This window comes from Caballeronia sp. ATUFL_F1_KS39 (assembly GCF_023630985.1).
GTDB lineage: Bacteria > Pseudomonadota > Gammaproteobacteria > Burkholderiales > Burkholderiaceae > Caballeronia > Caballeronia zhejiangensis.
Genome location: NZ_JALQDZ010000043.1, coordinates 15,415 through 40,905, shown reverse-complemented (window position 1 = coordinate 40,905; position 25,491 = coordinate 15,415). Strand labels below are relative to the sequence as shown.

Annotated in this window: 20 protein-coding genes and 1 pseudogene; 11 read left to right on the top strand and 10 right to left on the bottom strand. The window is 60.5% G+C overall.

Annotated elements, in window-relative coordinates; genetic code table 11:
* Nucleotides 1-33: 33 nt before the first annotated feature.
* Nucleotides 34-903 (top strand): alpha/beta fold hydrolase, encoded by an 870-nt coding sequence (locus NCR93_RS23020; protein WP_175982616.1) that lies wholly within the window; start codon nt 34-36, stop codon nt 901-903.
* Nucleotides 904-915: 12 nt separating this feature from the next.
* Here NCR93_RS23020 and dacB read toward each other — a convergent pair whose 3' ends face one another.
* Complete coding sequence (dacB, locus tag NCR93_RS23015) at nt 916-2,568, bottom strand: D-alanyl-D-alanine carboxypeptidase/D-alanyl-D-alanine endopeptidase (protein WP_175982615.1); 1,653 nt, start codon at nt 2,566-2,568, stop codon at nt 916-918.
* Nucleotides 2,569-2,873: 305 nt separating this feature from the next.
* Here dacB and NCR93_RS23010 point away from each other — a divergent pair, with 305 nt between their 5' ends.
* Together NCR93_RS23010 and NCR93_RS23005 are read left to right on the top strand one after the other, a co-directional pair.
* Nucleotides 2,874-3,272, top strand: coding sequence for a hypothetical protein (locus NCR93_RS23010; protein WP_175982614.1), 399 nt, complete (start codon nt 2,874-2,876; stop codon nt 3,270-3,272).
* A gap of 174 nt (nt 3,273-3,446) precedes the next feature.
* Entirely contained in the window at nt 3,447-4,343 is an 897-nt protein-coding gene (locus NCR93_RS23005) for a fructose bisphosphate aldolase (RefSeq protein WP_008348976.1), read from the top strand.
* A 7-nt stretch (nt 4,344-4,350) separates the two neighbouring features.
* Here NCR93_RS23005 and NCR93_RS23000 read toward each other — a convergent pair whose 3' ends face one another.
* Nucleotides 4,351-5,586 carry an NAD(P)/FAD-dependent oxidoreductase gene (locus NCR93_RS23000; protein ID WP_175982613.1) on the bottom strand — a complete coding sequence of 412 codons (1,236 nt, stop codon included), beginning with the start codon at nt 5,584-5,586 and terminating at the stop codon, nt 4,351-4,353.
* 257 nt (nt 5,587-5,843) lie between these two features.
* On the opposite strand from NCR93_RS23000, the gene NCR93_RS22995 reads away from it, so the two are divergent.
* Nucleotides 5,844-6,146, top strand: coding sequence for a DUF4148 domain-containing protein (locus tag NCR93_RS22995; protein ID WP_033536520.1), 303 nt, complete (start codon nt 5,844-5,846; stop codon nt 6,144-6,146).
* A 68-nt stretch (nt 6,147-6,214) separates the two neighbouring features.
* Here the strand turns inward: NCR93_RS22995 and NCR93_RS22990 are convergent, their stop codons facing one another.
* Nucleotides 6,215-7,156, bottom strand: coding sequence for a LysR family transcriptional regulator (locus NCR93_RS22990; protein ID WP_175982612.1), 942 nt, complete (start codon nt 7,154-7,156; stop codon nt 6,215-6,217).
* A 112-nt stretch (nt 7,157-7,268) separates the two neighbouring features.
* On the opposite strand from NCR93_RS22990, the gene NCR93_RS22985 reads away from it, so the two are divergent.
* From NCR93_RS22985 to NCR93_RS22975, 3 genes are all read left to right on the top strand, one after another.
* Nucleotides 7,269-8,780, top strand: a complete 1,512-nt coding sequence (locus NCR93_RS22985; protein ID WP_008348966.1) for a CoA-acylating methylmalonate-semialdehyde dehydrogenase — start codon at nt 7,269-7,271, stop codon at nt 8,778-8,780.
* A 166-nt stretch (nt 8,781-8,946) separates the two neighbouring features.
* The gene (locus NCR93_RS22980) at nt 8,947-9,861 is read left to right on the top strand and encodes a LysR family transcriptional regulator (protein WP_008348964.1); all 915 of its coding nucleotides are present in this window, start codon (nt 8,947-8,949) and stop codon (nt 9,859-9,861) included.
* 25 nt (nt 9,862-9,886) lie between these two features.
* The gene (locus NCR93_RS22975; RefSeq protein ID WP_175982611.1) at nt 9,887-10,978 is read left to right on the top strand and encodes an NAD(P)H-dependent flavin oxidoreductase; all 1,092 of its coding nucleotides are present in this window, start codon (nt 9,887-9,889) and stop codon (nt 10,976-10,978) included.
* A 5-nt stretch (nt 10,979-10,983) separates the two neighbouring features.
* On the opposite strand, the gene NCR93_RS22970 is transcribed toward NCR93_RS22975, so the two are convergent.
* From NCR93_RS22970 to NCR93_RS22940, 7 genes and pseudogenes are all read right to left on the bottom strand, one after another.
* Nucleotides 10,984-11,463: a hypothetical protein gene (locus tag NCR93_RS22970; RefSeq protein ID WP_250532288.1), complete on the bottom strand. Its 480-nt coding sequence runs from the start codon at nt 11,461-11,463 to the stop codon at nt 10,984-10,986.
* 305 nt (nt 11,464-11,768) lie between these two features.
* Nucleotides 11,769-13,064, bottom strand: a complete 1,296-nt coding sequence (locus tag NCR93_RS22965; RefSeq protein ID WP_175982608.1) for a TolC family outer membrane protein — start codon at nt 13,062-13,064, stop codon at nt 11,769-11,771.
* 38 nt (nt 13,065-13,102) lie between these two features.
* Nucleotides 13,103-16,051, bottom strand: coding sequence for a fimbria/pilus outer membrane usher protein (locus tag NCR93_RS22960; RefSeq protein WP_372492546.1), 2,949 nt, complete (start codon nt 16,049-16,051; stop codon nt 13,103-13,105).
* Nucleotides 16,031-16,522: pseudogene (locus NCR93_RS32150) on the bottom strand (FimD/PapC N-terminal domain-containing protein); the annotation flags it as partial. The pseudogene NCR93_RS32150 and the gene NCR93_RS22960, both read right to left, overlap by 21 nt.
* Nucleotides 16,523-16,746: 224 nt before the next feature.
* Complete coding sequence (locus NCR93_RS22950) at nt 16,747-17,490, bottom strand: fimbria/pilus periplasmic chaperone (RefSeq protein ID WP_175982606.1); 744 nt, start codon at nt 17,488-17,490, stop codon at nt 16,747-16,749.
* A 99-nt stretch (nt 17,491-17,589) separates the two neighbouring features.
* Nucleotides 17,590-18,135 carry a fimbrial protein gene (locus NCR93_RS22945; protein WP_175982605.1) on the bottom strand — a complete coding sequence of 182 codons (546 nt, stop codon included), beginning with the start codon at nt 18,133-18,135 and terminating at the stop codon, nt 17,590-17,592.
* Between the two features lie 439 nt (nt 18,136-18,574).
* Nucleotides 18,575-19,501 (bottom strand): LysR family transcriptional regulator, encoded by a 927-nt coding sequence (locus NCR93_RS22940; protein ID WP_175982604.1) that lies wholly within the window; start codon nt 19,499-19,501, stop codon nt 18,575-18,577.
* A 242-nt stretch (nt 19,502-19,743) separates the two neighbouring features.
* On the opposite strand from NCR93_RS22940, the gene mdlC reads away from it, so the two are divergent.
* The 4 genes from mdlC (at nt 19,744) to NCR93_RS22920 (ending at nt 25,421) form a co-directional block, all read left to right on the top strand.
* The gene (mdlC, locus tag NCR93_RS22935) at nt 19,744-21,357 is read left to right on the top strand and encodes a benzoylformate decarboxylase (RefSeq protein WP_175982603.1); all 1,614 of its coding nucleotides are present in this window, start codon (nt 19,744-19,746) and stop codon (nt 21,355-21,357) included.
* A 37-nt stretch (nt 21,358-21,394) separates the two neighbouring features.
* On the top strand, nt 21,395-22,846 hold the full coding sequence (locus NCR93_RS22930) for an aldehyde dehydrogenase (RefSeq protein WP_175982602.1): 1,452 nt from the start codon (nt 21,395-21,397) through the stop codon (nt 22,844-22,846).
* A 74-nt stretch (nt 22,847-22,920) separates the two neighbouring features.
* On the top strand, nt 22,921-23,856 hold the full coding sequence (locus NCR93_RS22925) for a ketopantoate reductase family protein (RefSeq protein WP_279613062.1): 936 nt from the start codon (nt 22,921-22,923) through the stop codon (nt 23,854-23,856).
* 188 nt (nt 23,857-24,044) lie between these two features.
* Nucleotides 24,045-25,421, top strand: coding sequence for an MFS transporter (locus NCR93_RS22920; RefSeq protein WP_175982600.1), 1,377 nt, complete (start codon nt 24,045-24,047; stop codon nt 25,419-25,421).
* Nucleotides 25,422-25,491 lie beyond the last annotated feature (70 nt).

Sequence of the window (25,491 nt, the reverse complement as noted above, 5' to 3'; positions counted from 1 at the left end):
CGCGGCGCATAGTCGCATCCAAGGAGCTAACTCATGAACGCGCGAACCGATCTCTCCGTCCTCACTGCCGTGCAAGGTCTGCCTGAACCGTCGTTTGCCACGACGAAATCGGGCATTTCCGTGCCGTATGTCGAGTGCGGCGAGGGCGAGCCGCTCGTTCTCGTGCATGGCTCGCTGTGCGATTACCGCTACTGGGACGCGCAGATTTTGCCGCTCGCGAAGCATTTCCGCGTGATCGCGCCGAGCCTGTCGCATTACTGGCCCGCCGTCGATGCTTTCGTGCAAGGCGAATTCGGCTGGGAAGCGCATGTCGCGGAAATGGCGGAGTTCATCGAGGCGCTCGATCTCGCGCCTGTGCATCTCGTCGGGCATTCGCGCGGCGGCTGCGTCGCGTTTCATCTGGCGCGCGAGTATCCACGGCTCGTGAAGACGCTCACGCTCGCCGATCCGGGCGGTCCGCTGCAAACCTCGCCGCAGGCCACGCCCGCCACGCTGCCGCCCGCGACCAACGCGCTGCGCACGCGCGTGGCCGAGCTGATCGAACAGGGCGAATTCGACCGCGGCCTCGAAATGTTCGTGGATTCGGTCAGCATGCCGGGCTTTTGGAAGAAGAGCACGGAGAGCTTCCGTCGCATGGCGCTGGATAACGCGCTCACGCTGCCGAAGCAATTCCGCGATCCGCTGCCCGCATACACGCGCGAAGCGGCGCGCGACATCAAGTGCCGCACGCTGCTGATCGACGGCGAGAAAAGCCCGCGCATGTTCCGCAACAACGTCGAGAAGCTCGAAGAGTGGATCGAGTTCGCGGAGCGTCAGACGATCGCGCGCGCATCGCACGGCATGAACGTCGCGAGTCCCGGCGCGTTCAATCGCGCGGTGCTGGCGTTCGCCGGCGCATGGTGAGTCGAAAGCGGCTCACTGCAGCTTCCAGATGTTCGCCGCGATCGTGCCTTCGTCGTTGAACACGTTGATGATGTCGGGCACGTCGCTGATCGGCACGTTGTTCACGATCAGCGCGAACGCGAGCCTTCGTCCGCTTTTCCCGTCGATATAACCCGCGAGCGCCTGACCTTTGAGCGTGGTCGTCGCGGTGCCGTCGGGATTTTCGGTGCCGGTCACGTACGTTCCCGTCTTCGCGTACACCTTGCCTTTCGCGCCCGCGAGCGTCGGATCGGCTTCGAAGTCGGTCGTGCTCGCGAGCGAGCCGTCGACGCCGAGAAAAGGCATCGAATCCAGATACGCCGGGAACGCCGGACGGCCGTTCATCGCGCGCAACATCGCGATGACCGCGACCGGCGTCGCCGTCGTTTCGCCGCCACCGCTGCCGTCGATGAAATGCGTCTGGCTCATCGGCACGTTGAACGGCGCGGCGGATAGCTTCGCGTTCTCCGCCGCGAGCGCCGACTGAAGCGTGGTCGAACCGTTGTTCGCGACGCCGAATAGCATGAGGCTCGTGTCCGCGCCGATGTTGTAGCTGACCTTCAGAATCCACTTCGAATATTCGCTGTACGGCTGCGATGTGAGCTGCGCGACGCGCGTATCGGCGGAATATGAATTCTTCGCGGGCAGAAGTTGCGTCGGGTTGTTTTCGACAGCCGGCGCCGTGACCCTCACGCCGGCGCGCGCGAGCGCCTCGATGAGCACCGTGCGCGCATAGTTCTGCGGCGCGGTGATGCGGAACGTGCGGATGACCGGGAAATTCGGCACGATCGGCGGCACGTAATTCGCCGGAATCGAACCGCCGATCGTGCCGGTGCAGGCAAGCGAGCCGAAGCAGGTCGGGTCCGTCGGCGTGACGGTGATTTTCGCCTCGGTGCCCGCCGCCGCTGTCATCAACGTGGATTGCACCGTGAACGCCGATGATTTCGGCCGATAGTCCACCGGCGTCGCCGAGCCGGCGCTGCCCTGCGAGATGATCGTATCGACGACATCGTCATTCACGAAGATCGACCGCAATTGAAATTCGCCGCGAAAGTCGAAGGGTTCGAAAAGCCGATCGTCGATGACGACTTCGCCGTTGACCTGCTTGATGCCCGCTGCCGTCACCTGCGCCGCGAGCGCGTCGTAGCCCGCGAGCGGATCGGGCGCGGTGATCTGCGCGTTGCCGAGATTGTTGGCTTCGTTGTGGTCGAAGTTGGTCCAGGCGAGCGTGCCGTCGGCGTTCGTGCGGCCGCCCATCGAGAGATCGCCGCTCGCGACGAGCACGAGATTGCCGTTGAGCGTGCCGGCCGCATCGACGGTTCCCGTGCGATACACCGGCGTCTGAAACTGATGCTGCGCGCCGTATTGATCGAGCGCCGCGCCGAGCGAAAACACCTTGCGCACCGACGCCACATACACCTGCGCGTTCGAATTCATGTCGTAGACGAGATCGCCCGAGTTCAGATCGACGACGCGCAATGCCCACGTCGCGCCCTGATACATGGGCTTTTTCATGATCTGCGTGATGGCGTCGGGGACGGACGTATCGGTGGAATCGGAGCCGCCGCATCCGGTTACGGACGTGACGAGCGCGCAGCCGAGAGCGAGAGCGGCCACGCGTGCCGGACTTCCTGAAAGCGGGTTCATGACGCGGCTCCGATAAAGGCACATCGCGCTCCGCACCGGAGCGAACATCCATACGTCGGGACTGCTTCACAGCGCAGACAGGACATGTCGGCGGCCGCCCATCATTTCGCAGCGAGGCGGGTGAGTGAATTAAATACCTTACACGAGCCTTGTCAAGCGAGGACTATCGCGAATCCAGTGCTTCAGGCAAGCGGTTTTTGTTTGAAATCGCGAATGCTTTTCGTCTGCTTGTTGTGACGCGACAACGGAAAAAAGTTTGGCGCGGGCTAACATCTTCGGCACCTCATCGCGAAGAAGAGGACACCTTGAGCACGGCCCACGACGATCTCGATGCATGGAAACGCCGGCGCACGCTCGAACTGGCGTACGAGCTGGCCGATAGCGGCCGCTACGAAGATTTCACCGATATCGCCTATGCGCTGCAATTCGAGCGCGGCATGGCGACCGCGCAAGCGCTGATCGACGACCCCGACATGCGCCGCGTGCTGAACCAGCGTTGCGGCGACGCGCGCGAAAAGCTCGCGCCGGTTTCGGAGCCCGTTCCCGAACCGGAGGCGATCGAAGCTGCATCGGAAGCATCGAACGATCATGCGCAACTGCCGCAAGCCGGCGACTTCACGCGCGCGCCATCGCTCTTCAAGCGCGCCCTCGGCATCGTCTGGCGATCCGGCAACGCGGGCGGCCTCAATTCCGCTCCTTCCTGAAGTTTTCTTGTCGCGGGCCGTGCGCCAGCGCACGACATCACCCCATTTGCGCGCAAATGGCGGATTTGCACGACTTGAGCGCCCGTCAAAACCTTTACACTTGCAGAAGCTGAACCATAAGCCCGGACTGTGCGCGCACAAGTCCGGTGTTTGAACTTCGAGGAGGAAATGTTCGTGGCTAACGAAAAGATGCTCGCGCAAATGGCTGAGAAGGATGGTTTCATCGCTGCTCTGGATCAGAGCGGCGGATCGACGCCCGGCGCGCTGCGGCAATACGGAATTCCGGACGACGCCTACAACGGCGACGCCGAAATGTTCAAGCTGATGCATGAAATGCGCGTGCGTATCATCACGGCGCCTTCGTTCACGGGCAAGAAGGTGATCGGCGCGATTCTGTTCGAGCGCACGATGGACGGCGAAGCGGAAGGCAAGCCCGTTCCCACGTTCCTGTGGGAAGACCGCGGCGTCGTGCCGTTCCTGAAGGTCGACAAGGGTCTCGAAGCCGAAGCCGACGGCGTGCAGATCATGAAGCCGATCCCCGGTCTCGACGATCTTCTGGCGCGCGCCGTGAAGCTCGGCATCTTCGGCACGAAGATGCGCTCGGTGATCCATCAAGCCGACGAAAAGGGCATCGCCGCCGTGGCGAAGCAGCAGTTCGAAGTGGGCGCGCAGATCATCAAGCACGGTCTCGTGCCGATTCTCGAACCCGAAGTCTCGATCAAGAGCCCGGACAAGAAAGGCGCGGAAAAGATTCTGCGCGACGAATTGCTGAAGGGCCTCGACGCGCTGCCGGAATCGAGCAACGTGATGATCAAGCTGACCATCCCCGACGAGGCGGATTTCTATCGTCCGCTGATCGAGCATCCGCGTGTCGTGCGTGTCGTCGCGCTGTCGGGCGGCTATACGCGCAGCGACGCGTGCAAGAAGCTCGCGCAGAACCACGGCATGATCGCGAGCTTCTCGCGCGCGCTCATCAACGAGCTGAAGAAGGACATGAGCGACAGCGAGTTCGACAAGACGCTCGAGCAGTCGATCGACGAGATCTACGAAGCGTCCGTGAAGAAGGTCTGACGCTTCGTTACTTGTTGGCGCGTTCGGTAGGCGGCGGCGTTTGCACGACGGGCGCCGCCGCCCGAAAAATGTCCTCGCGCGTGCCGCTTTTCGGCGGATAGATGCGCTCGCCGTTGATCGTGCGCTTCGTCGCCTTCGCTGTCTCTCCTTCCGAGACGAGCTTTCTGTCCCATCCTTCCGTATACACCGCGCCCCACGGCCCGAGATCGCAGATGGTCGTGTACCAGTCGATCGACAGCGGCAGCATCTCCAGCCCGAATAGATCGCAGACGGCGTTGTTGCCCGCGTAACGTCCCATCGGCCGGCCATGCTGGCACGACATCACCGATGGCCGCGTGCCGTCGATCAATATGCGCGCGCAATCGCCCGCCGCGAACACGCCCGGCACGCCTTCCGCGCGCAGAAACGTATCGACGGGCACGCGTCCGAGCGGGTCCAGCGTGACCGGCAATTGCGCCGCGAGCGCGTTCGCGTGCATGCCGCCGCACCAGACGACCGTCGCCGCTTCGATGCGCTCGCTCGCCGCGCCATCGTGGAGCGTGAGACCTTGGCCATCGACCGATTCGAGCGTCACGCCTGGCCGCATCTCGACTTCGAGCGTCTGCAACGCGCCTTCGATGACATGCTGCGCGCCGCCCATCGATTGCGCGATCCGCGCCGAACGATCCGCGAGCACGACGCGCACCTTGCCGCGATCCTTTTCCGCGACGATCTCGCGCAGGCGCGCGGGCAATTCCGCCGCCAACTCGATGCCCGTCAGTCCCGCGCCGACCACGACCGCCGTATAGCGGCCGGGCGTGTCGGGCAGCGCGGGCAAGGTCAGCAGATGCGCCTGCAGCTTGCACGCGCCCGCGTAGGTGTCGACATCGAATGAATAGCGATCGAGGCCCGGAATCGGCGGACGCACGAGCACGCTGCCTGCCGCGAGGATCATCCGGTCGTAGCCGAGCGTCTCAGATGCTCCGTCGCGTTCGATCGTCACACGGCGATTCGCGCTGTCGAGGCTCGTCGCCTTCGCCTGAATCAGGTGCACGCCCGCGGGCCCGAGCACGGTATCGAGTTGCACGAGCGTCGGGTCGAGCGGCTGTTCGTAGTTGCGCACCCGCACGCTATGAAAAGGCACCGGATTGACGATGGCGACTTCCGCTTCGTCGGCGTGCCCGAGTTCGTCCAGCTTGCGCGCCGCCGACAGCGCGCTCCACAGACCGGCGAAACCCGCGCCGATCACAAGGATTCGTTTCAAGGCCATTCCCCTGATTAAACGATCGTTCGTGCTATGCGTCGCGTAGAGCGGCGCTCCGTTCTTGGTTATAGGCGATTCGCAAGGCGTTGGTTCTCATCGCGCGTGCCCGTATTAGTCGGGTTTTCGCCAAAAGTGATTTCGCCGTTTAGGTATTTACCCTAGGGCGTGCGATACCTAAACTCTGTTCAACGGTCGCGCACGAAGCAAACAAGGCAGCGTGAGCGGCAACTCAAAACTTATGGATGGAGGAAAGCATCATGAACAAGTTCATCGGTATCGCAGCGGTCGCTCTTGCTTTTGCCGCGCCGGTCGCATCGTTCGCGCAGTCGAATCAGCCTTTGACGCGCGCCGAAGTCCGCGAGCAAATCGTGCAATTGGAAAAGGCCGGTTATAACCCGAACGTCATCAGCGATTCGAAGTATCCCGCCGACGTTCAAGCTGCCGAAGCGCGCGTCGCCGCGCAAAACGGATATGGCGGTGTGGCGGATGGTTCAGCGCAATCGGGCGCTCGCGTCAACGCGGTTCAAGCCGACGTTTTCCCGACGTTCGCGCATCACTGAGCAGCAAGCAGCAAGCCGCAAGCCGCATCACGAAACGCGCTGGTCTCGGACCGGCGCGTTTTTTCGTTCTAGAGCGGAAAGCCGCCTGCGAAAGTCTCGCGCAAATATCCGATGAAAAGCGCGACCGCGCGTGGCACATGCGGCGCATAAGGCCGCACCACGAATAGCTGATCCGCGAACGCGCCGACCGGACGCCACTCCGGCAACAGCACGACGAGCTTTCCCGCTTGCACGGCGGCCTGCGCGGTGAAATCCGGCAAGAGCGCGATGCCGAGATCGTCGAGCGCTGCATCGCGCAGCACTTCGCTGTTGTTCGCCGCGAAAGGACCGCTCACCGCGAGCGTATGAGGCCCGGTCGAAGTCTTGCGCCCGCCTTTCCTTTCGAACGACCAGATGCTCGATGCCTGCGGCCGCGGATAGACGAGGCAATCGTGCGTGACGAGATCGTTGGGCGTCGCCGGCGTGCCGCGCCGCTTCAGATAGGCGCGTGTCGCGACGATCACCGAACGGGTATCGCACAGCTTCCACGCGACGTGCGTATCCGGCACCTGCGCGCTGTGCCGCAGCGCGAGATCGAAGCCTTCGGTCGCGATCGAACTCAACCGGTCCGATGCCTCCAGTTGCACCCGCACATCGGGGTGCGCGTGCAGAAATCCGGCCATGCGCGGCACGAGCTGCTGCCGCGAAAAGGCCATCGGCGCGGTTACGCGGATGAGCCCGCGCGCGACGCCCGCCATCTCCTTGACGCTCATGAAGCTCGATGCGATGCGCTCGTACTGCTCGCGCGTATCGTCGACGAGCCTGCGGCCCGCTTCGGTGAAACGCACGCTGCGCGTCGTGCGCGTGACGAGCGGCACGCCCGCCGCGCGCTCCAGTTCGGCGATGCGCTGGCTCATCGCCGCTTTCGATACGTTCAGCCGCGCGGCGGCGGCCGTGTAGCTGCCTTGTTCCGCAAGCACGGTGAGCCAGTGCAAATGGGTCCACAGACCTTCGATCTTTTGCTCGTCCATCAACCGATTGTTTGCCAATATAAACAATGAGTTCAATCATAGCGTCTTTGCAAGGGGCGCATCGCTTCCTACACTGTGTCAATTGCCAAACCAGTCCGTGAGAGGAGACAGCATGCAAGCGTTCAACGACACCGCCGACGTCGTTCATTACATTCACGGCGAGCGCACGCATGGCTCGGCCACGCGCACGCAGCCGGTGTTCAATCCCGCGACGGGCGAGCGTCCGCGCAAGCTCGTGCTCGGTGAAGCCGCCGATGTCGATGCAGCCGTCGCGAGCGCGAAAGCCGCGTTCCCGGCCTGGCGCGACACGCCGCCGATCCGCCGCGCGCGCGTCATGCTGAAGTTCCTCGAACTGATGAACAAGCATCGCGACGAACTCGCCGCGATCATCACCGCCGAGCACGGCAAGGTGTTCTCGGATGCGCAGGGTGAAGTGTCGCGCGGCATCGACGTGATCGAATTCGCATGCGGCATTCCGCAACTGCTGAAGGGCGACTACACCGAACAGGTCTCGACGGGCATGGACAACTGGACGACGCGCCAGCCGCTCGGCATCGTCGCGGGCATCACGCCGTTCAACTTTCCGTGCATGGTGCCGTGCTGGATGTTCCCGGTCGCGATCGCGGCGGGCAACGCGTTCATTCTGAAGCCGAGCGAGCGCGATCCGTCGGCGTCGCTGTTCATGGCCGATCTGCTCAAGGAAGCCGGTTTGCCCGATGGCATCTTCAACGTCGTGCAGGGCGACAAGGTCGTCGTCGATGCGCTGCTCGCGCATCCGCAAGTGAAGGCGATCAGCTTCGTCGGCTCCACGCCGATCGCGAACTACATTTACGAGACCGGCGCGAAGCACGGCAAGCGCGTGCAAGCGCTCGGCGGCGCGAAGAATCACATGGTCGTGATGCCCGATGCGAACATCGATCAGGCCGTCGATGCGTTGATCGGCGCGGGCTACGGCTCGGCCGGCGAGCGCTGCATGGCGATCTCGGTCGCGGTGCTCGTGGGCGATGTCGCCGACAAGATCGTGCCGCGTCTCGCAGAGCGCGCGCAGCAACTCAAGATCAAGAACGGCATGGAAGACGATGCGGAAATGGGTCCGATCGTCACGCGCCAGGCACTCGAACGCATCGAAGGTTATATCGCGCTGGGCGTGGAAGAAGGCGCGAAACTCGTCGTCGATGGCCGCGGCTTCAAGGTGCCGGGCCACGAAGACGGCTTCTTCACGGGCGGCACGCTGTTCGATCATGTCACGCCGGACATGCGCATCTATAAGGAAGAGATCTTCGGCCCGGTACTCGCGTGCGTGCGCGTGAAGGACTTCAGCGAAGCGGTCGATCTCGTCAACGAGCACGAATTCGGCAACGGCGTCGCGTGCTATACGAGCGATGGTCATATCGCGCGCGAATTCGGCCGTCGCATCGAAGTGGGCATGGTCGGCATCAACGTGCCGATTCCGGTGCCGATGGCGTGGCACGGATTCGGCGGCTGGAAGCGCAGCCTTTTCGGCGACATGCACGCGTATGGCGAAGAAGGCGTGCGCTTCTACACGAAGCAGAAGTCGATCATGCAGCGCTGGCCCGAGAGCACGGAGAAGGGCGCGGAATTCGTGATGCCGACCGCGAAGTAATCGATCGTTACGCGTGCAACTAATCGCCCGCTTTTTCCGTGTGGAAGAAGCGGGCGTTCGTTTTTGTGCCCCGGCGCGCCGAACCGTATGAAACGCCGTCGGTTGACCGTTCATGTGCAAGCGGCGAAGATGCAGCAAAAACGACAGCGACGCGAAGCCAATCGACATGCAGCGGCAATTCGACGACCTTCTTCTCGGCAGCATCGAACTCTTCTGCCTTGCAGCCGAACTCGGCAGCTTCACGCTCGCGGCGACCGCTGCGAGCGTCACGCCGGCGGCCGTGAGCCGCTCGGTCGCGCGACTCGAAAAGCGCCTCGCCGTGCGGCTTTTCGTGCGTACGACGCGCCAGATTCGACTGACCGATGCAGGCCGTCGCTACTTCGAGCAATGTCGCGATGCGCTCAATCGTCTCGCGGAAGCGGAGCGCGAAGCCACCGGCCAGCAGACGACGCCGAAGGGCGTGTTGCGCATCAGCATGCCGACGCCTTACGGGCATTACCGCATGCTGCCGTTGCTTGCGGAGTTCAGAGAGCGTTATCCCGATGTCACGGTCGAAGCGCATCTGAGCAACCGCAACATCGACTTCGCCGATGAAGGTTTCGACCTCGCGATACGCGGACGCGCACCCCGCGATTCCGGTCTGATCGCGCGCAAGCTCGAAGATGCGGAGTTGGTCACGGTGGCGTCGCCGGCTTATCTGAAGCGCGCGGGCGTGCCGAAAACAATCGAAGATCTGCTCGCGCACGAATGCATCCAGTTCGAGATGCCAAGTACCGGACGGCCCGTGCCGTGGCTCTTCATGCAGAACGGCGAACTCGTGGAAATCACGACGCAAGGCGGCTACGGCACGTCCGGCGATGCGCTCGCGGGCATTCCGCTCGCGCGTCACGGCGCGGGTCTGTTCCAGATTTATCGCTTCACCGTCGAGGAAGAATTGCGCGCGGGCACGCTTGTCGAGGTGCTGCGCGATTACGGCGGATGCAGCAGGCCGTTCATCCTGCTGTATCCGCACGGCAGACATTTGTCGTCGCGCGTGCGGGCTTTTGTCGACTTCGTCGTCGAGAAGCTCGGCACGCGTTGAATCAACGTTCAGAGGATGCACATTCATGAGCAAGAACGCATTGACATCGCTACTCGGCATCGACGTGCCGATCATTCAGGCGCCGATGGCCGGCGTCAGCACGCCCGCGCTCGCGGCGGCCGTATCGAATGCGGGCGGGCTCGGCTCGCTCGGCGTCGGCGCGATGAACGCGGAAGGCGCGCGCAAGGTGATTCGCGAGACGCGCGAGCTGACGAGCAAGCCGTTCAACATCAACGTGTTCTGTCATGAGCCGGCCCGCTCCGACGCCGCTATCGAGCAGGCATGGACGAACTGGCTCGCGCCGGTGTTCGCGCAATACGGCGCGACGCCGCCCGCGAAGCTGAGCGAGATTTATACGAGCTTCGTCGTCGATGATGCCATGCTCCGGGTCTTCGTCGAAGAGAAGCCCGCGATCGTGAGTTTTCACTTCGGCTTGCCGTCGAAGGAATACATCGATGCGTTGCGCAACGCGGGCATCAAACTGATTGCGTCCACAACCAATTTGCGTGAGGCGGAGCAGGTCGTCGCGGCGGGCATGGATGCGATCGTCGCGCAGGGCATCGAAGCGGGCGGACATCGCGGCATCTTCGATCCGCAAGCCGACGACGACAACCTCGGCACGTTCGCGCTGACGCGTCTTTTCGCCAGCAAGTTCGATGTGCCCGTGATCGCGGCGGGCGGCATCATGGACGGCGCGGGCATTGCGGCGGCGCTTGCGCTGGGCGCACAGGCCGCGCAATTGGGCACGGCGTTCGTGCCTTGCACGGAGACGTCGATCGATGCGGGCTACCGTCGCGCGATCTTGACCGATGCGGCCGAACGCACGACGTTCACATCGGCGATTTCGGGGCGCAAGGCGCGCGGCCTCGTCAACAAGTTCACCGAACTCGGGCGCGCCGAAGGAGCGCCTGCCATTCCCGCGTATCCGATTACCTACGATGCAGGCAAGGCATTGCACGCAGCGGCGAAAGCAAAGAGCGAATTCGGCTACGGCGCGCAATGGGCGGGGCAAGCCGCCGCGCTCGCGCGCGAGTTGCCCGCCGCCGAATTGATGGCGCGGCTGCAAGACGAACTGCGGGAAAGCATCGCGGGATTGCAGCGATATGCATCGCGTTGAATGCGCTAGTTGTATTCGGTGACGACGGTCACGAGCGTCGTCGATTCGGCGCGCGCGTTTTCGGATCGCCGTATCAGAAGCGCGCCGCCTGCCGGGCCTACGTGATATGAGCGGCCCAGGGACGGCCCGACGCGCTGTCCCGCGCCGTCGATGAAATGCGAGCTCACCGCAGCGGCACGATCGCCCACTACGACCAACGAAACCTCCGCGCTCGGCGCATTGTGCGGTGGCGCGTAATAGGTGACAACGGCGGAGGAACGTACGCCTTTCACATCAGCGGAATCGTTCTGGAATCCACTGGTTCCGAGCATGGAAGCAGATCTGGCAGCGATGTCAAACGGCGGCGCAACCAATGCACCTCTGAACGTGATCGTGCCGCCCGGAACGAGCGTCGCGAAAGCCGGCGCGCAAAGCCCGGCAAGGGAACTCACGACGGCGCAGCGCAGCGCGTGCCGGGCAATAGTCAACCACTTCGCTTTTCTCATCTCGGCCCCTGTAATGAAACTTCTTGTGCTCGGGATTCCTTATCTGCGCGCTGCGGGAACTTAATCAGCTTAAGAACATAATAAGACTCATCCTATTTTTGGAGCAAATCTTTTTTGAGATTTGATAGATGCCTGCGAGACGGCATGCAAATAACTCATGTCGATCCTTTTAGGCAATAAAAAACGCGCAATGGGAAATTCCCGATGCGCGTTTCAAGCGTATTAGAGCGAACTGCTCTGGCAAAGCCAGAAGGGTTACGTGAACGAACTCAAGGTATTCGGCACGTCAATGCACTCTTGCACAGTCAGCGTAAGGATGGTCCGTTGTCCGATGTTTTCGCGCAGCACAACAGCGTGTTTGCGTAGGAAATATCGTCGATGGTCAGGGACGCAACGTTCGCCTTCAATTGCAACGAGGAAACGATAACCTCGTATCGAGAACGCATGAGATCGCGGCGAACCGTAAAGTACGAGTCGAGCGCACGCAGAACGTCGACCTGCGTCCGGCTGCCGACTTTGAAGCCCGTTTCGGTTGCGGCCAATGCTTCCTTTGATGTCTGCAATAGCTGTTCGAGTGAGATACTCCGAACGCGCGCCTTTAGATATGCAGCGTAGTTTTCGCGCGCATCCTTCTCGGCCGTGAAGGACGCGGATTCGATCGCGTCCTGCGCTTTGTCTTGCTGCGCCAGGCTTTGCTTCAATCGCGCCTGTATCTCTCCGCCGGAGAAGAGCGGCATCATCACTTGGAGCATGGCTGTGGTCGTGGTGGTCGGGCGCGCATAGCCCGACGCTGCGCCAGCCGGCGTGTAGGTGCCGGTAAGCGAGACGACCGGATAGTGCGCCGCACGCGCCTTTTTCGAATCCATCTTCGCGATTTCGAGGTCGAGCTGTTTCGATTGCACATCGTAGCCGCTCGAACTCGCCTGACCGGCCCAGACATCCGGATCTTCCGGCTCGATACGCGGCAGCTTCGTGCCCGCTGCAAGACCCGAAAGCGGCGAGAATGGCTTGCCGCTCATCTGCTGTAGAACGCGACGCTTCACCTCCATGTCCTGACGCGCGTCGGCGTTTTGAATCCGCGCCTGGGCGAGAGCGACATCGATATCGCGCTCGTCTATGACAGTCGCTTCGCCGGCGGCGCGCTTACGGCGCGTTTGCCTGTGCTGTTCATCGATGGCGGCGAGATATTCGCTCGTACGTTCGAGTTCGTCCTCCGCCGCGAGCGCATCGAAATAGGCGCGAACCGCCTTGAGCATCGCCGCTTGCTGCGCGGCCGCGAATTGCACCGCGCCTTGAGCGACGACCAGATCGGCCTGCTGATAGGTCGTCCATTTGGCCCAGTCGAAGAGGGGCTGCGCGGCCTGAAAAGTCCATCCGTTTTGCCAATAGCTCTGACGCGGAAAACCGTCCGTTTTGATTTCGTTATACGCACGGCCCCATCCTCCGCTTATCTGCGGCAGCAAGGCAGCTCGCGCAATGGGAATGGCCTGCTTCGACGCCTCATAGGCGGCGCGTGCCTGCGCGAGATCGGCATCCTGTGAGAGCGACGCATTCACCATATCGAGCAGATCGCTCGCGCATGTCTGATTAGCCAGCGTCATGCAGACCGCAACCAAGACTGCTGAGAATCCCGGCTTCTTCATGCGTCCACCAGCACCGGATCAGATGCTTGCACGACGTGTTCAGGCACGAGCCCGCCATTGGCGAATGCATAGCGCATGTCGAATGCCGATGCCAAAGCCATATCGTGGGTGATGACCACCACCGTTTGCTTCAGACTGCGAAGCAGTTGCGCAATGTGCTTCACAGATGCGGGATCAAGATTCGAAGTAGGCTCATCGAGCATCAGTATCTCGCGTTGTTGATAGAGCGCGCGCGCCAGCAAAAGACGTTGACGCTGCCCCGCAGAGATGTTGGCAATCGTGTCGCTGATGACGGTTCGCGTGCGCATCGGCAGACGCATGACATCGTCGAGAAGGCCCACGTCGGAAAGCAGCCTGTGTATGCGGTCGTCGTCGGGATTCGCCGCAAACAAGGTGATATTGTCGGCAATCGAGCCGTGAAGGATGATGTCGCCCTGGCGCATATGAGCCATGTGGCGCCGAATTTCATCGACGGCAAGATTCGGCCACGCGATTCCGTTGAGTTCGATATGCCCTTCCCGCAGCGGCTCGGCCGCCGATAAGAGCTTGAATACCGTGGACTTGCCGCTCCCCGAAGGACCGGTGATGACGATCTTGTCGCCTTTGCGAATCGAAAGATTGAGATCGGCCAGCACGGGTTTATCGGATACGCCGTAGCTGAACGTCACGTTGCGCATTTCGATACTCGAGAAATCGCGTATCTCCGTCGCCCGTTCGCTCGCGCTCAATGGCGTGTAAGTTTCGGTCTGTGCTTCGACGATGTCGTCGACCCGCGCGACCGGCACGCTCAACATGAAGTACTGAAACATCGCGTTGATGGCGTTGGCAAAACGCTCCGACATCAACGACTTGTAGATCAGGAACGAATAGAACACGCCGACCGAAACGACGCCGCCGAGCATGAGCCGTGCCGCCATGTATGTGATAACCACGGTGTCCGCGTAGTTGACGAGTTTGAGCAGGCTGTCGCGCGTGCAGTTCAATCGGCTCTTCGCGAGCGCTGCCACGGCATACGCCTTGAAGATCGTCATGTAGATCGACGTGCGTCGAGTCTCGCCCTGTGCAAGCTTGAGCAGCGACGCCGCGCGGATGGTCTCGATAAGCGCGTCATCGCAACGGGCCGACGTTTCCGTGACCAGCGCGTGATTGTCGCGCATCGCGGGATACATGCTCAACGCCAGCGCCACGTACGCGGCGAATACCACGAGTGCAATGAGCGTCAGTTGCCGGCTTTGGATAAGCATGAGTATGAGCGCGAGCGTTCCTACCGCCACGTCGATGCACAACGAGACGATGGAGCGCGTCGCGTAGCCGGTGATCTCGTCCTGCGCCTTCACGCGCGCGAATACATCGCCGACGTGCCGCTTCTCGAACCATGGCATCGGATTGCGCAGAAGATGCCCGATGAGTCCTTCCGTCGAGTTGATTTGGACCAGATTGAAGATCAATTCGGTGAGGTACTTCTGCACGTATTCGCTCAACGCGCCAAAAACGAAAATGCTTGCGAAGGTAACGACCAGCACGTTCAGCAGATTGCGGTTATCCGCTGCGACCACATAATCCAGGACGAGATTGCCGAAGTAGGGCATGGCGAGAATCGTGAACTGGCTTCCGAGCGCGACGAACAGCACCTTGCCGATCTGCGCACGCAACTGCGGATTCACGGCCCTCACGCGCCGCATTGCCGCCGGCACACGCGACTTCGCGCGAATTCGCGGCATCTCCGGCGTTGGCGAGAATTGCAGCAGAAAGCCCGAAACGGCGGAGCGGAAGGTATCCATCGATACCCGCCGGCGGCCTGTTGCCGGATCGATAACATTCACATACCCGCGTCCGGCCTTTTCGAACACGACGAAATGCGCGCCGCCGAAATGCAGAATCGAACCTTTCTTGACCGCTGAAAGTTCGGAAGGGTCGAAACGGTACGCCTCGACGGAAAGGCCGAATTCGACCGCAACGTCGTAAAGATCCATCAGAGTGAGGCCGTTCGCCGAGATGGGCTTATGTGCCGACAGCTCGCGCACTTCGGTTGCGCGTCCCAAATTCGACAGCACCATGGCGAGACATGCATACCGATAAGCAGCAATGGCAATATTGGTGCTCGTCGCTTCAAGCAGACGACTGTAGCTCAACCGTACACTGGTACCGTTGCGCGAGCCATAGCCTTTGAAACTGGCGCTCGCCTGCGTGACATCGAGGGCGACGGCGCCTATTTTCGTATTGAGCGCGGCCCCCAACATGCCGGAGACATACATGTCCGCGCCAATGAATCCGCCATAGACCGTGAGGAAATTGCTGAGACCGCGCTGAATCGTAAACTGTGAAACGAACGGGTGAATGTCGATGTTCGGATCGCGATATTCGCCGATCGTGGCACTGTAGCGAGTCATGCCGGCGCGCAACGAATTGACGGCCGCCGCATAGGGCACCGTGGAAATACGCTGGGAACCGTCGGCCTCGGTCACGATTACATCGAGATTGCCGCCGTAACCGGTCGGATAAAGGTCGTTGATTTCGAACGGCCCCGGCGGAACATTCGTTTCATAGATGATGTTTCCGTTCTGCCGAATCTGAACTCTTGCGTTGCTGTTTGCGATGCCGCGCACGATAGGAGCATAGCCGCGTTGCGACTCCGGATACATCCGGTCGTCGGTGCCGAGCGTTACGCCGAGCACGCCATAACTGTCGAACAATGCGCCATCGGTGAAGGTATCGCCACCCGTCAACTGGCTCTTGATGTCCTTGAAGTCACGCTGCAGGTAGGTTTGAATCGTCTGATAATGCTGCCCGCTGACATTGTCATGCGTCAGATTGCCTTGGTAGCGGAATCGCCACGGGCCGGCATTGATCCCGCCGATCAGGCCGAGATACTGTGAGTCGTTATTGAACCCGCCGGATGAGCTGTGGTAGGTATTCGCGTTGTACTGGAGCGAAGCTGCAGGCACGCCTTCGTCCCAGAATTTCGGATCAACGTAGCCGCGCGCTCTCGTATTCAACACGATTTGCGGAATACTGACTTCGAGACGCTGCTCGCCGCTATCGAATGATGCCGTGGCATCGGTTATCAGATCAGCGAGCGACGGACACGTTTTATCCGCGTCATCGAGTGCGGCCAATGCTTCGGGAGTCAATTTCCGGATGTCGACGCCGAATTGCGTCAAAAGATCGGACGTGATGCAGGGGCGCACGACGCCGTCGCCGTTTTGGGGTCCACGAATCTCGATGCCGAGTTTGCCTTTCCACTCGTTGTTCACATAAGTGTCGGCACGATAGGTGCCGGGCAGGATTTCCTGCCCTTTGTTGAAGCGGGATATATCCACCTTTTCGCCGCTTCCCGATTCGAGAAACTGTTCGTTGAATTCAACGGCAGAATACTTCGTTGCGGCGTCGGCGTACGCATGCGAGCTGGCACTCATGGCTGCGAGAGCTTGCAGAGTGACGAAGTACATCGGATTCAACTTGTGAACCGACGGGAAATTGCGGCGGTCTTTCATTTTCGATTCGATCAGCCAAACGTATGACAGCGTGTCTCACACACGTCATCGCACTACGCACGCGGAGATACTTTCCGGGATGAAACGTATAAAGACTAGGAATGCGTCTTGATCTGTTGAAGCAGAACCATACGAACCTAAGTGGCTCAGGGCGCAACGTCGGCTTCGCCGTTTTGCGGCCCGCCATAGTCATTGATGGCGGTATAGTTCACCTTCGATCCCTGACTGGGAAACGTCCCTTTCAAGGGAAACTTCTTTGTTTCGCCTGGCCCCACCATTCCACCTTGGTCGAAGGCGGCCACATTACTGCCTCGACCGAACTGGATTCGATCGAATGAGATGTGATAAGGCGTAGGGTTAGTCGCCTCGATCATGTTTTGATCGCCATCGTGTTTCAAATGCCAGATCACCTGAGCAGGCGCATCCGTGACTTGTCCTTTGAGCCCGTTAGGCCGGAAGAAGAACTTAATGCGCGTACGGAAAGCCAGTTGCAGTTGATTGGGGCTTGCTTCATCCCCGGTTGGCTTCGGCGGCACTTCGAGCACATTCAGATAGAAGAGGGATTCCTTGTCGGCAGGAAGCTCCTCACCGGTACTCATGATCCGCAAGGTTTGCGATTTACCCGGATCGATCCGCATGATGGGCGGCATGATGGTAAAAGGCACCTCGATGCTGTCGGGCTTCGCGTTCGGATCGCCCCGGTCGATCCATACCTTGGTCAACCCCGGGAGCTTTCCGTTGTTTGTTAATTTGACGGTAACTTCGGAATCGTTCTGGTTATAAACGATTCGCGTACCGGCAATCACCACGGATGCAATGGCGGTCGGGGCGAATGCAGCGATCGACAGGCAGATCGTTGCGAAGGTAAGTGTCTTGCGGATCAGTTTCATTGCGCGAAGAAATTCAATGCCACATTCGATTGGAAAAGCGGGGCAGCCGCCCCGCTTCCCGACCTCCCTGACAACTGAGAGGTCCCGGTGCTTATCGACTTATTGATAATCGATGCTGTACACGACAGACGAATTGGCCGCGCCGGCAGTCGTGGCGCCCGTTGCGTAGTATTCAGCCTGGTAGTACAGCGTCGCTGCGCCGCTCGAGATATCGGCCGCTTTGGAGTTCTGCAGATCGGTCGAAAAGCCGGCCTTGATCTGGGAACCGTCGCTGTTGTTGATTTGCAGCTTGACGTTTTGAGCGCCGCCTGGCGCGACGATAAGACGTCCATCGACCGGATCGACGGTGGCGCCCGCCTCATAGAAGACCGAAGCCTTGCTGGTCGACGTTACCGGCGTGCATTTGGACAACGCGATATGGTAGGAAGTGGCGCCTGCCGTATCGCCCGATTTCGTCAAGGCATTCGTGGACAGCGTCGGAAGATTGACCGTAAAGTCTTTGGACGACGTGTCATTACCATTGATTTCACATGTCGAAGCCGTCAAGGCTCCATTGAACGTGATCGTTCCATCAGCTGCGAGAGCGCTACCTGCAGTAGCTCCCAAAATAGCGGCCATCAAAGTGGAAATAGCGAAAGACTTCATAAAGCAATGCTCCCAGGAATGTTTGGTTTCAGCATATGGCCGTGGAGGGGCCTCCGGAATTCCGGATCGTTAAAGACGTTGGATTCATACTGATGCAACGAACTTGCACTGGACGAGAGTCGTAAAGGTGGGTTATCTGGGGATAACGTGCCTTCTCGAATCCTGCGATCCCAGGCCAAATGCTGGAAACGGATATTAAGGGTTCCAAATGAAAATAGAAAGTCTGGAAATCCTAAATAATTATCCGTTAATAAATGCCTTAAAGCAGTAGTTAGAAATAATTCTAAAGCCGCATTTAGAACTATTTCTAACTTGGTATTTGAAACTGATTTTGGCCCGGCCGCTGGGCGCTTGCGCAGACTAAATCGAATCAGGCGGAGGATTTAGATTATTTCCTAACGCAGTTCCCGAGATTCCGAACTCGATGGCAATCTTTGGCTTATCGCGTGGTCCGCAACGCCATGCCGCCCTCGGTCAGGCTTCTGAGTTCGTCGAGCAGACGCGCGGCTGGACGCGGCAGTATCCCGTCGCGGCGCTGAAACGCTGTCAATGTTCTGGCGGCGCGAACGCCCGGAATAGGCAGAGTCCCCATGATCCCTGCCTTGCTTTCGGAGTCGTACATCGGTTCCGGCATCCAGCTCAGAAACGAGCATTCGGCTACCAGACTTTTAAGCACGGTCACCGAGCGCGTCCGGACGGCAATATCCGGCATGTCGAGGTTGCGAGAGAGAAACGTCTCTCGCATGTGTTCATAAGGGGCTGTACCTTTGGGCGGGATGGCCCACCGCGCGGTCAATGTGTCGGCGAGAGTGAGCTTGGGTTTCTTGCGCAATGGATGGCTGAAAGCTGCTACGACGAAGCTGTTGTCCTCCCATCGGCAGTCAGGTACGGCCACGATCTCGTCGCTGTCATTAGTGGCCGTGCTTAGAGCGAGGTCGATCTCGTAATTGATGAGCCCCTCCGCAAGGCGGTCCCACACGCCTTCGATGATTTCGACGTGCAAGTTGCCCCATTTCTCCAAGACACGATCGACCGCCAAAGGAAGGAAGTGGGCAGCGAGACTGCCAACCGCTCCCACCTTGATCGTTCCTTTGGCGAGTCCGCGCATCGCGTCGATCTCTTCGCGCGCATTTTCTGCCTCGCGCAATAGAAGTTGAGCATGCGGCAGCAAAGCAGCGCCAATATCCGTCAACTGCATGCCTTTGACGTGCCGCTCAAAGAGCGGCGCGCCCACATCTTCCTCCAGACGCTTGATCGTTCGACTGAGTGCTGGCTGAGTCACATTGAGCGACGCTGCGGCCCTTCCGAGGCTGCCGGACGACACGATGGTCGTAAAAGCATGCAATTGATGGAGGTTGTAGCTCATGAGTTCGTTGGGGTGTTCCCTAGGGACACTGGCCTACGGCATTGGCCATCAACTCAAATTGGGCTTGGAAAAGAGCATCAAAAACAGCCACTTACTTCAACATATGACATTTCGCGAATGCTCCGAGCCTTTACCTGAAGGTAAAGGGTTCCGCGCAAAAAAGCAATATTCAAGCATGTCTCGGAAATCCATACTCGTTTCACCGAAGAGCAGAAACGCTCTTGAACCAAAGAGGAATCGCAATGACAGGCAGCGACAAACAAGGCGAAGGAAGCAGTCCGTCGACACAAGCCACCGTTAGGGATGTCGTCATTAAGCTCGTGCGCGAACTGGGGATGACGTCGATCTTTGCTAACCCTGGATCGACGGAGCTTCCAATGTTTCGGGACTTCCCTGCCGACTTCCGATACGTCCTGGGGTTACAAGAAGCGGCAGTCGTCGGGATGGCCGATGGCTATGCGCAAGCAACTGGAAACGCAGCGTTAGTGAACCTTCATTCTGCGGCCGGCGTCGGCAACGCGATGGGCAATATCTTCACGGCATTCAAGAATCAGACGCCGCTCGTTATCACGGCGGGTCAACAAGCCCGTTCGATCTTGCCGTTCGACCCGTTCCTTTCCGCCGCACAGGCAGTCGAGTTGCCCAAGCCATACGTGAAGTGGGCGATCGAACCCGCGCGTGCGCAAGACGTGCCGCGCGCGCTGGAGCGCGCGTATCACATCGCAATGCAGGAGCCGCGTGGGCCTGTCTTCGTTTCAATTCCCGTGGATGACTGGGACCAGCCTGCGGAGTTTCATGAGCGCGCGACTGTCAGCAACTCGGTTCGTCCCGACCCGGAGGCATTGGCGAAACTCGGCGCAGCGTTGGACGCATCGAGAACGCCGGCTCTCGTGGTAGGTGCGGGAGTCGACCGGGCGGGCGCATGGAAGGAAGTCGTTCAGCTGGCCGAGAGACATAACGCACGCGTCTTTGTCGCGCCGATGAGCGCGCGTTGTTCGTTCCCCGAGGACCATCGACTTTTCGCGGGATTTCTTCCCGCGATGCGTGAAAAGATCGTCTCGCTGCTCGATGGGCATGACGTCGTTTGCGTCCTTGGCGCGCCTGCCTTTTCGTATCACGTCGAAGGTACAGGCCCGCACGTGCCGGCGGGCGCGGCGCTTTATCAACTCATCGACGACCCCAACGTCGCGGCGTGGACGCCCGGAGGGGCTGCGGTGGTCGGCAACGTCCGCCTCGGCTTGCTTGACTTGCTTGCGCGTGCGGCGCCAGACACGCGTCCTTTGCCTGAGCCTCGGCCAAGAGCGCCCCGTGCCGAGCCGTCGCCCGTGATGTCCGTCGCCTTCGCGCTGCAAACCCTCGCGGAGGTTCGCGACCCGAACGACGTTGTCGTTGAAGAGGCACCGAGTTCTCGCCCGGTCATGCAACGGTATCTGCCGTTCACAAAGAGCAATACGTTTTTCACGATGGCTAGCGGCGGCTTGGGCTACGGCATGCCTGCAGCGGTCGGCGTCGCGCTCGCTCTTCCCGATCGCAAAGTGATTGGATTGATCGGAGATGGCTCGAGCATGTACTCGATCCAGGCGATCTATAGCGCGGTGCAGATGCGTCTGCCGATCACGTTCGTCATTCTGAACAACCAGCGCTATGCCGCGCTTCAAGAGTTTGCGCCGGTGTTTGGATTCGCTTCCGACGACGCTGTTCAGGGCACTGATCTTCCCGGCTTGGATTTCGTGTTGCTTGCCCAGGGCATGGGTTGTAAAGGTCTCCGTGTCACGAACGCCGCGGAGCTCGCGGACAACCTGAAGGAAGCCCTCGAGGCGGGCGAGCCGCGTCTTGTCGAGGTCGTGATTGCCTGAACGGCCTACAGGAAAAGAGAAACATAAGGCGGAGACTATGAAGACGATTTCGATGCTTATCAACGGAGCGCATGTCGGCGCGAGCAATGGCGCGACATTCCAACGTTCTAACCCCTTGGATCAGGACGTCGCAAGCGTGGCCCCTGCGTGTACGCTGGACGACGTTCGTGATGCAGTGGATTCAGCTGCCGTCGCGTTTGCTCATTGGTCTCAGCAGGGCCCGACCCAGCGTCGTTCCTATCTCCTTAGCGCGGCGCAAGCGCTCGAAGCGAAGGCGGAGGCGTTTGCTTCCGCGATGGCGGCCGAAACGGGCGCTTCGCGCATCTGGGCCGACTTCAATGTGCGATTGGCCGCTGACGGCCTGCGGGAGGCAGCGTCACTGACCACGCAAATTTCAGGCGAAGTCATTCCGTCCGACGTCCCCGGCAGCGTGGCGATGGCGGTTCGGCAACCCGCAGGCGTATGCCTCGGGATTGCGCCGTGGAATGCGCCTGTCATCCTTGGCGTCCGTGCGGTTGCGCTTCCACTCGCGTGCGGTAACACGGTGGTACTGAAGGGCTCGGAAATCTGCCCGGCGACGCACGCACTCATCGCGGAAGCCTTCATGGATGCTGGATTGCCCGCAGGCGTCGTCAACTTCGTCACGAACGCGCCTGCCGATGCAGGTCCGGTTGTCGAAGCGCTGATTTCGCATCCGGCTATCCGACGTGTCAATTTCACGGGCTCGACAAAGGTCGGGAAAATCATCGCGGAAAGCTGCGCACGGCATCTCAAACCGTCTGTTCTCGAACTGGGCGGAAAGGCCCCGCTGATCGTGCTCGACGACGCCGACATAGCGGCAGCGGTCGATGCTGCCGCTTTCGGCGCCTTCGCGAATTCAGGACAAATCTGCATGTCCACCGAGCGCATCATCGTCGATCGCGCGATCGCCGACGAGTTTGTTCTTCAGCTCGGTGAAAAGGTTAAGACGCTGCCGCTCGGCGACCCTCGAAAGGGGCCGGTCGTGTTGGGGTCAGTTGTCGATATGGCGACGGTACAACGATGCAACGCCTTGATCGATGACGCCTTGCACAAAGGCGCGACGATGGTCTGCGGGGGAAAAGCAGAGAACACGCTTATGCCTGCAACGCTCGTCGATAACGTTGGACCGAACATGCGGATCTACAACGAAGAGACGTTTGGCCCTGTCAAGGCAATCGTGCGCGTCGACGGCGAAGAAGAAGCGATCCGATGCGCTAACGATAACGAATACGGTCTCGCTGCGGCCGTGTTCAGTCGCGATGTCGCGCGCGCGATGCGGGTGGCGAGCCGCATCCAATCCGGGATTTGCCACGTCAACGGGCCAACCGTCCACGACGAAGCGCAGATGCCGTTTGGAGGCGTCAAAGGTAGTGGCTTTGGCCACTTCGGCGGACAGGCAGGCATTGCCGCTTTTACCGACTTGCGCTGGGTCACTGTGCAAACGTCGCCGCGACACTATCCGTTCTGAGTTACGTCCCTGTCACCCTCGTCAACTCGTTCGACAACTCAGGTAAGACCGCAGCCGCGGTCGACATGTCAACTATGGAAATCGCCGTACTCGGTGCAGGAGCGATGGGGTCGTTGTTCGGCGGCCGCCTGGCGGAAGCCGGTCACTCAGTCACGCTGATCGACATCAATCAACCGCATCTGGACGCTATCGGTGCGAAGGGCCTCCGCTTGGAGATGGATGACGATACTCGCGCAATCACGAACATCAACGCGATACGACCCGAAGCTACGGATAAACCGCCTGACTTGCTGTTGCTCTTCACGAAGTCGATGCACACGCGCGCGGCCTTGTCCGGCATCGAGCATCTGCTCGGCGAGACAACCGCCGTGCTCACGCTGCAAAACGGACTCGGGAACGTCGAAGCGATTCGAGACTTCGTGCCGCTCTCCAACGTGCTTGTTGGCGTTACCACGTGGCCAGCGGACCTTGTCGGTCCTGGCTCGGTGAGCAGTCACGGCGAAGGGAGAATTCGCATGATGAGCGCCGACGGTGAACGCACTTCCCAAGTCAATGCCGTCGCCGAGGCTCTGAATTCCGCCGGATTGAATTGTCAGATCGACGACAACGTCTGGGCAGCTATCTGGGAAAAGGTGGCGTTCAACGCTGCGCTCAACAGCATCTGTGCGGTCACTGGAACGACGGTGGACCAGCTTGGACTGCTGGAGGACAGCAAGAGCCTGGCACTGACCGTGGCCGCCGAGGTCATCGCAGTGGCGAACGTCAGCGGCGTTTCCGCGGATCTGAGCGTGTGCTCGACAAACATCGTTCATGCGATCGAACAGCACAAGGGGCACAAGCCGTCGATGCTGCAAGACGTTCTGGCCCGGCGAAAGACAGAGATCGAAGGCATCAACGGCGCAGTCGTTGAAGTGGCCCGCAGCATCAACGTGTCCGTTCCGCACACGGAGACATTGGCAAAGCTCGTCAGGCTTATCGACGCGCGAAACGCATCAGCCGTTGCGAAGTAGGTAGCCGCGGGCACGTCAACCGAGAACAACAAACGTCCGCGATCATGCATCAAAAGACGCGCCGATCGACCCGGCGCAGCGTACCCAGGAGACATCGCCATGAAGATATGTTTTGCCATGCTCCCGCGCGACGTCGCGGACCTTGTTGCAATCGACAGACCATCGAATGTGTGCGCGGAGGTCGAGCAATGAATCCGCAGACCTTCAGCGCTTCGAAGACTGCTGACATCGGCAGTCTTCTCGACGACGGCCCCTTTACGCTCATTCAGAAGTTCGTCGTTTGCCTGGCCGCACTGTCGATCATCATGGACGGCTTCGATGGCCAGCTCATCGGTTACGCCATTCCCACCATCATCAAAGAATGGGGCATAACGCGCAATGCGTTCGCGCCGGCCGTGGCGGCGGGTCTGGTTGGCATGGGCGTCGGGAGCGCGTGCGCTGGCTTGTTCGCCGACAGGTTTGGCCGGCGCTGGGCGCTCATCGGTAGCGTCGTGGTGTTCGGCGCGGCAACCTGCGCCATCGGGCTTGCGCAAGACATACCGATGATCGCCGCGCTTCGCTTTATCGCGGGCCTGGGCATCGGCGGAGCGCTTCCCAGTGCCACGACGATGACCGCAGAGTTCACCCCGGCACGTCGCCGCACGCTCGCCGTCACGTCTACCATCGTTTGCGTGCCGCTCGGGGGCATGCTTGCCGGGTTCTTCGCCGGTGCCGTCTTGCCGACCTTCGGTTGGCGTGGCTTGTTCTTCATCGGTGGCACGATCCCCTTGGCCCTTGGCATTCTGCTGTTTTTCGTGTTCCCGGAGTCTCCCCGCTTTCTCGCTCGCAAGGAACAGCGCTGGACCGAGTTGCGTGCGCTCCTTGCGAGAATGTCGCGGCCGATTAGTGCGCAGACGACTTTCGTCGACGCCGCCGAGCAAAGGCTCGAACAACGCGACGGCTTCGGGTCGCTCTTCGAGCCGGCTCAGCGACGTAACACGATTGCTATCTGGAGTGCGTTTTTCATGTGCCTGCTCGCGGTCTACGCCGCCTTTAGCTGGCTGCCGACCATGCTCGCATCCGAAGGGCTTCCCGTGGCACTTGCCGGTTCGGGCCTGACCGCATATAACCTCGGCGGCGTCTTCGGGGCACTCATCTGCGCCTTGGCCATCACGCGCTTTGGTTCGCGTTGGCCGCTCCTGGTGTGCTGCGCCGGAGGATGTGCGAGCGCCCTTTTTTTGCGAGGCGTTGATGTGGCGAGTCACACGAGCCTCTTGGTTATCGGTCTGGGCGTCCACGGTCTCTTCGTCAATGCAGTTCAGTCGACGATGTACGCCTTGTGTGCGTATGTCTATCCGACTCGCGTGAGAGCAACCGGCCTCGCTTCGGCGCTCGCGTTTGGACGACTCGGTGCGATCCTCAGCGCATTCGCCGGCGCCGTCGTCATCACCGTGGGCGGAGCGTCCCTTTATCTCGCGATGCTCGGGGTCGCCATGCTGTTGGTACTGATCTCGCTGTCGCAGGTCAGAAACCATATCCCGGCGCTTCGTCAGAAGCGGCTGGTCACGCAAGTCGTCACTGAGTAGCGCGAGGTCGGCGGCTGGCATGAGCGGCGCATTCTCGCTCCGTCTGCCAGTCGCAACTGCGGTTGGTCTT

Coding starts and splice junctions, on each gene's coding strand:
- NCR93_RS23020 (WP_175982616.1), top strand. CDS start 34: ATGAACGCGCGAACCGATCTCTCCGTCCTCACTGCCGTGCAAGGTCTG.
- dacB (WP_175982615.1), bottom strand. CDS start 2,568: ATGAACCCGCTTTCAGGAAGTCCGGCACGCGTGGCCGCTCTCGCTCTC.
- NCR93_RS22995 (WP_033536520.1), top strand. CDS start 5,844: ATGAACAAGTTCATCGGTATCGCAGCGGTCGCTCTTGCTTTTGCCGCG.
- NCR93_RS22990 (WP_175982612.1), bottom strand. CDS start 7,156: ATGGACGAGCAAAAGATCGAAGGTCTGTGGACCCATTTGCACTGGCTC.
- NCR93_RS22985 (WP_008348966.1), top strand. CDS start 7,269: ATGCAAGCGTTCAACGACACCGCCGACGTCGTTCATTACATTCACGGC.
- NCR93_RS22980 (WP_008348964.1), top strand. CDS start 8,947: ATGCAGCGGCAATTCGACGACCTTCTTCTCGGCAGCATCGAACTCTTC.
- NCR93_RS22975 (WP_175982611.1), top strand. CDS start 9,887: ATGAGCAAGAACGCATTGACATCGCTACTCGGCATCGACGTGCCGATC.
- NCR93_RS22970 (WP_250532288.1), bottom strand. CDS start 11,463: ATGAGAAAAGCGAAGTGGTTGACTATTGCCCGGCACGCGCTGCGCTGC.
- NCR93_RS22965 (WP_175982608.1), bottom strand. CDS start 13,064: ATGACGCTGGCTAATCAGACATGCGCGAGCGATCTGCTCGATATGGTG.
- NCR93_RS22950 (WP_175982606.1), bottom strand. CDS start 17,490: ATGAAACTGATCCGCAAGACACTTACCTTCGCAACGATCTGCCTGTCG.
- NCR93_RS22945 (WP_175982605.1), bottom strand. CDS start 18,135: ATGAAGTCTTTCGCTATTTCCACTTTGATGGCCGCTATTTTGGGAGCT.
- NCR93_RS22940 (WP_175982604.1), bottom strand. CDS start 19,501: ATGAGCTACAACCTCCATCAATTGCATGCTTTTACGACCATCGTGTCG.
- mdlC (WP_175982603.1), top strand. CDS start 19,744: ATGACAGGCAGCGACAAACAAGGCGAAGGAAGCAGTCCGTCGACACAA.
- NCR93_RS22930 (WP_175982602.1), top strand. CDS start 21,395: ATGAAGACGATTTCGATGCTTATCAACGGAGCGCATGTCGGCGCGAGC.
- NCR93_RS22925 (WP_279613062.1), top strand. CDS start 22,921: ATGGAAATCGCCGTACTCGGTGCAGGAGCGATGGGGTCGTTGTTCGGC.
- NCR93_RS22920 (WP_175982600.1), top strand. CDS start 24,045: ATGAATCCGCAGACCTTCAGCGCTTCGAAGACTGCTGACATCGGCAGT.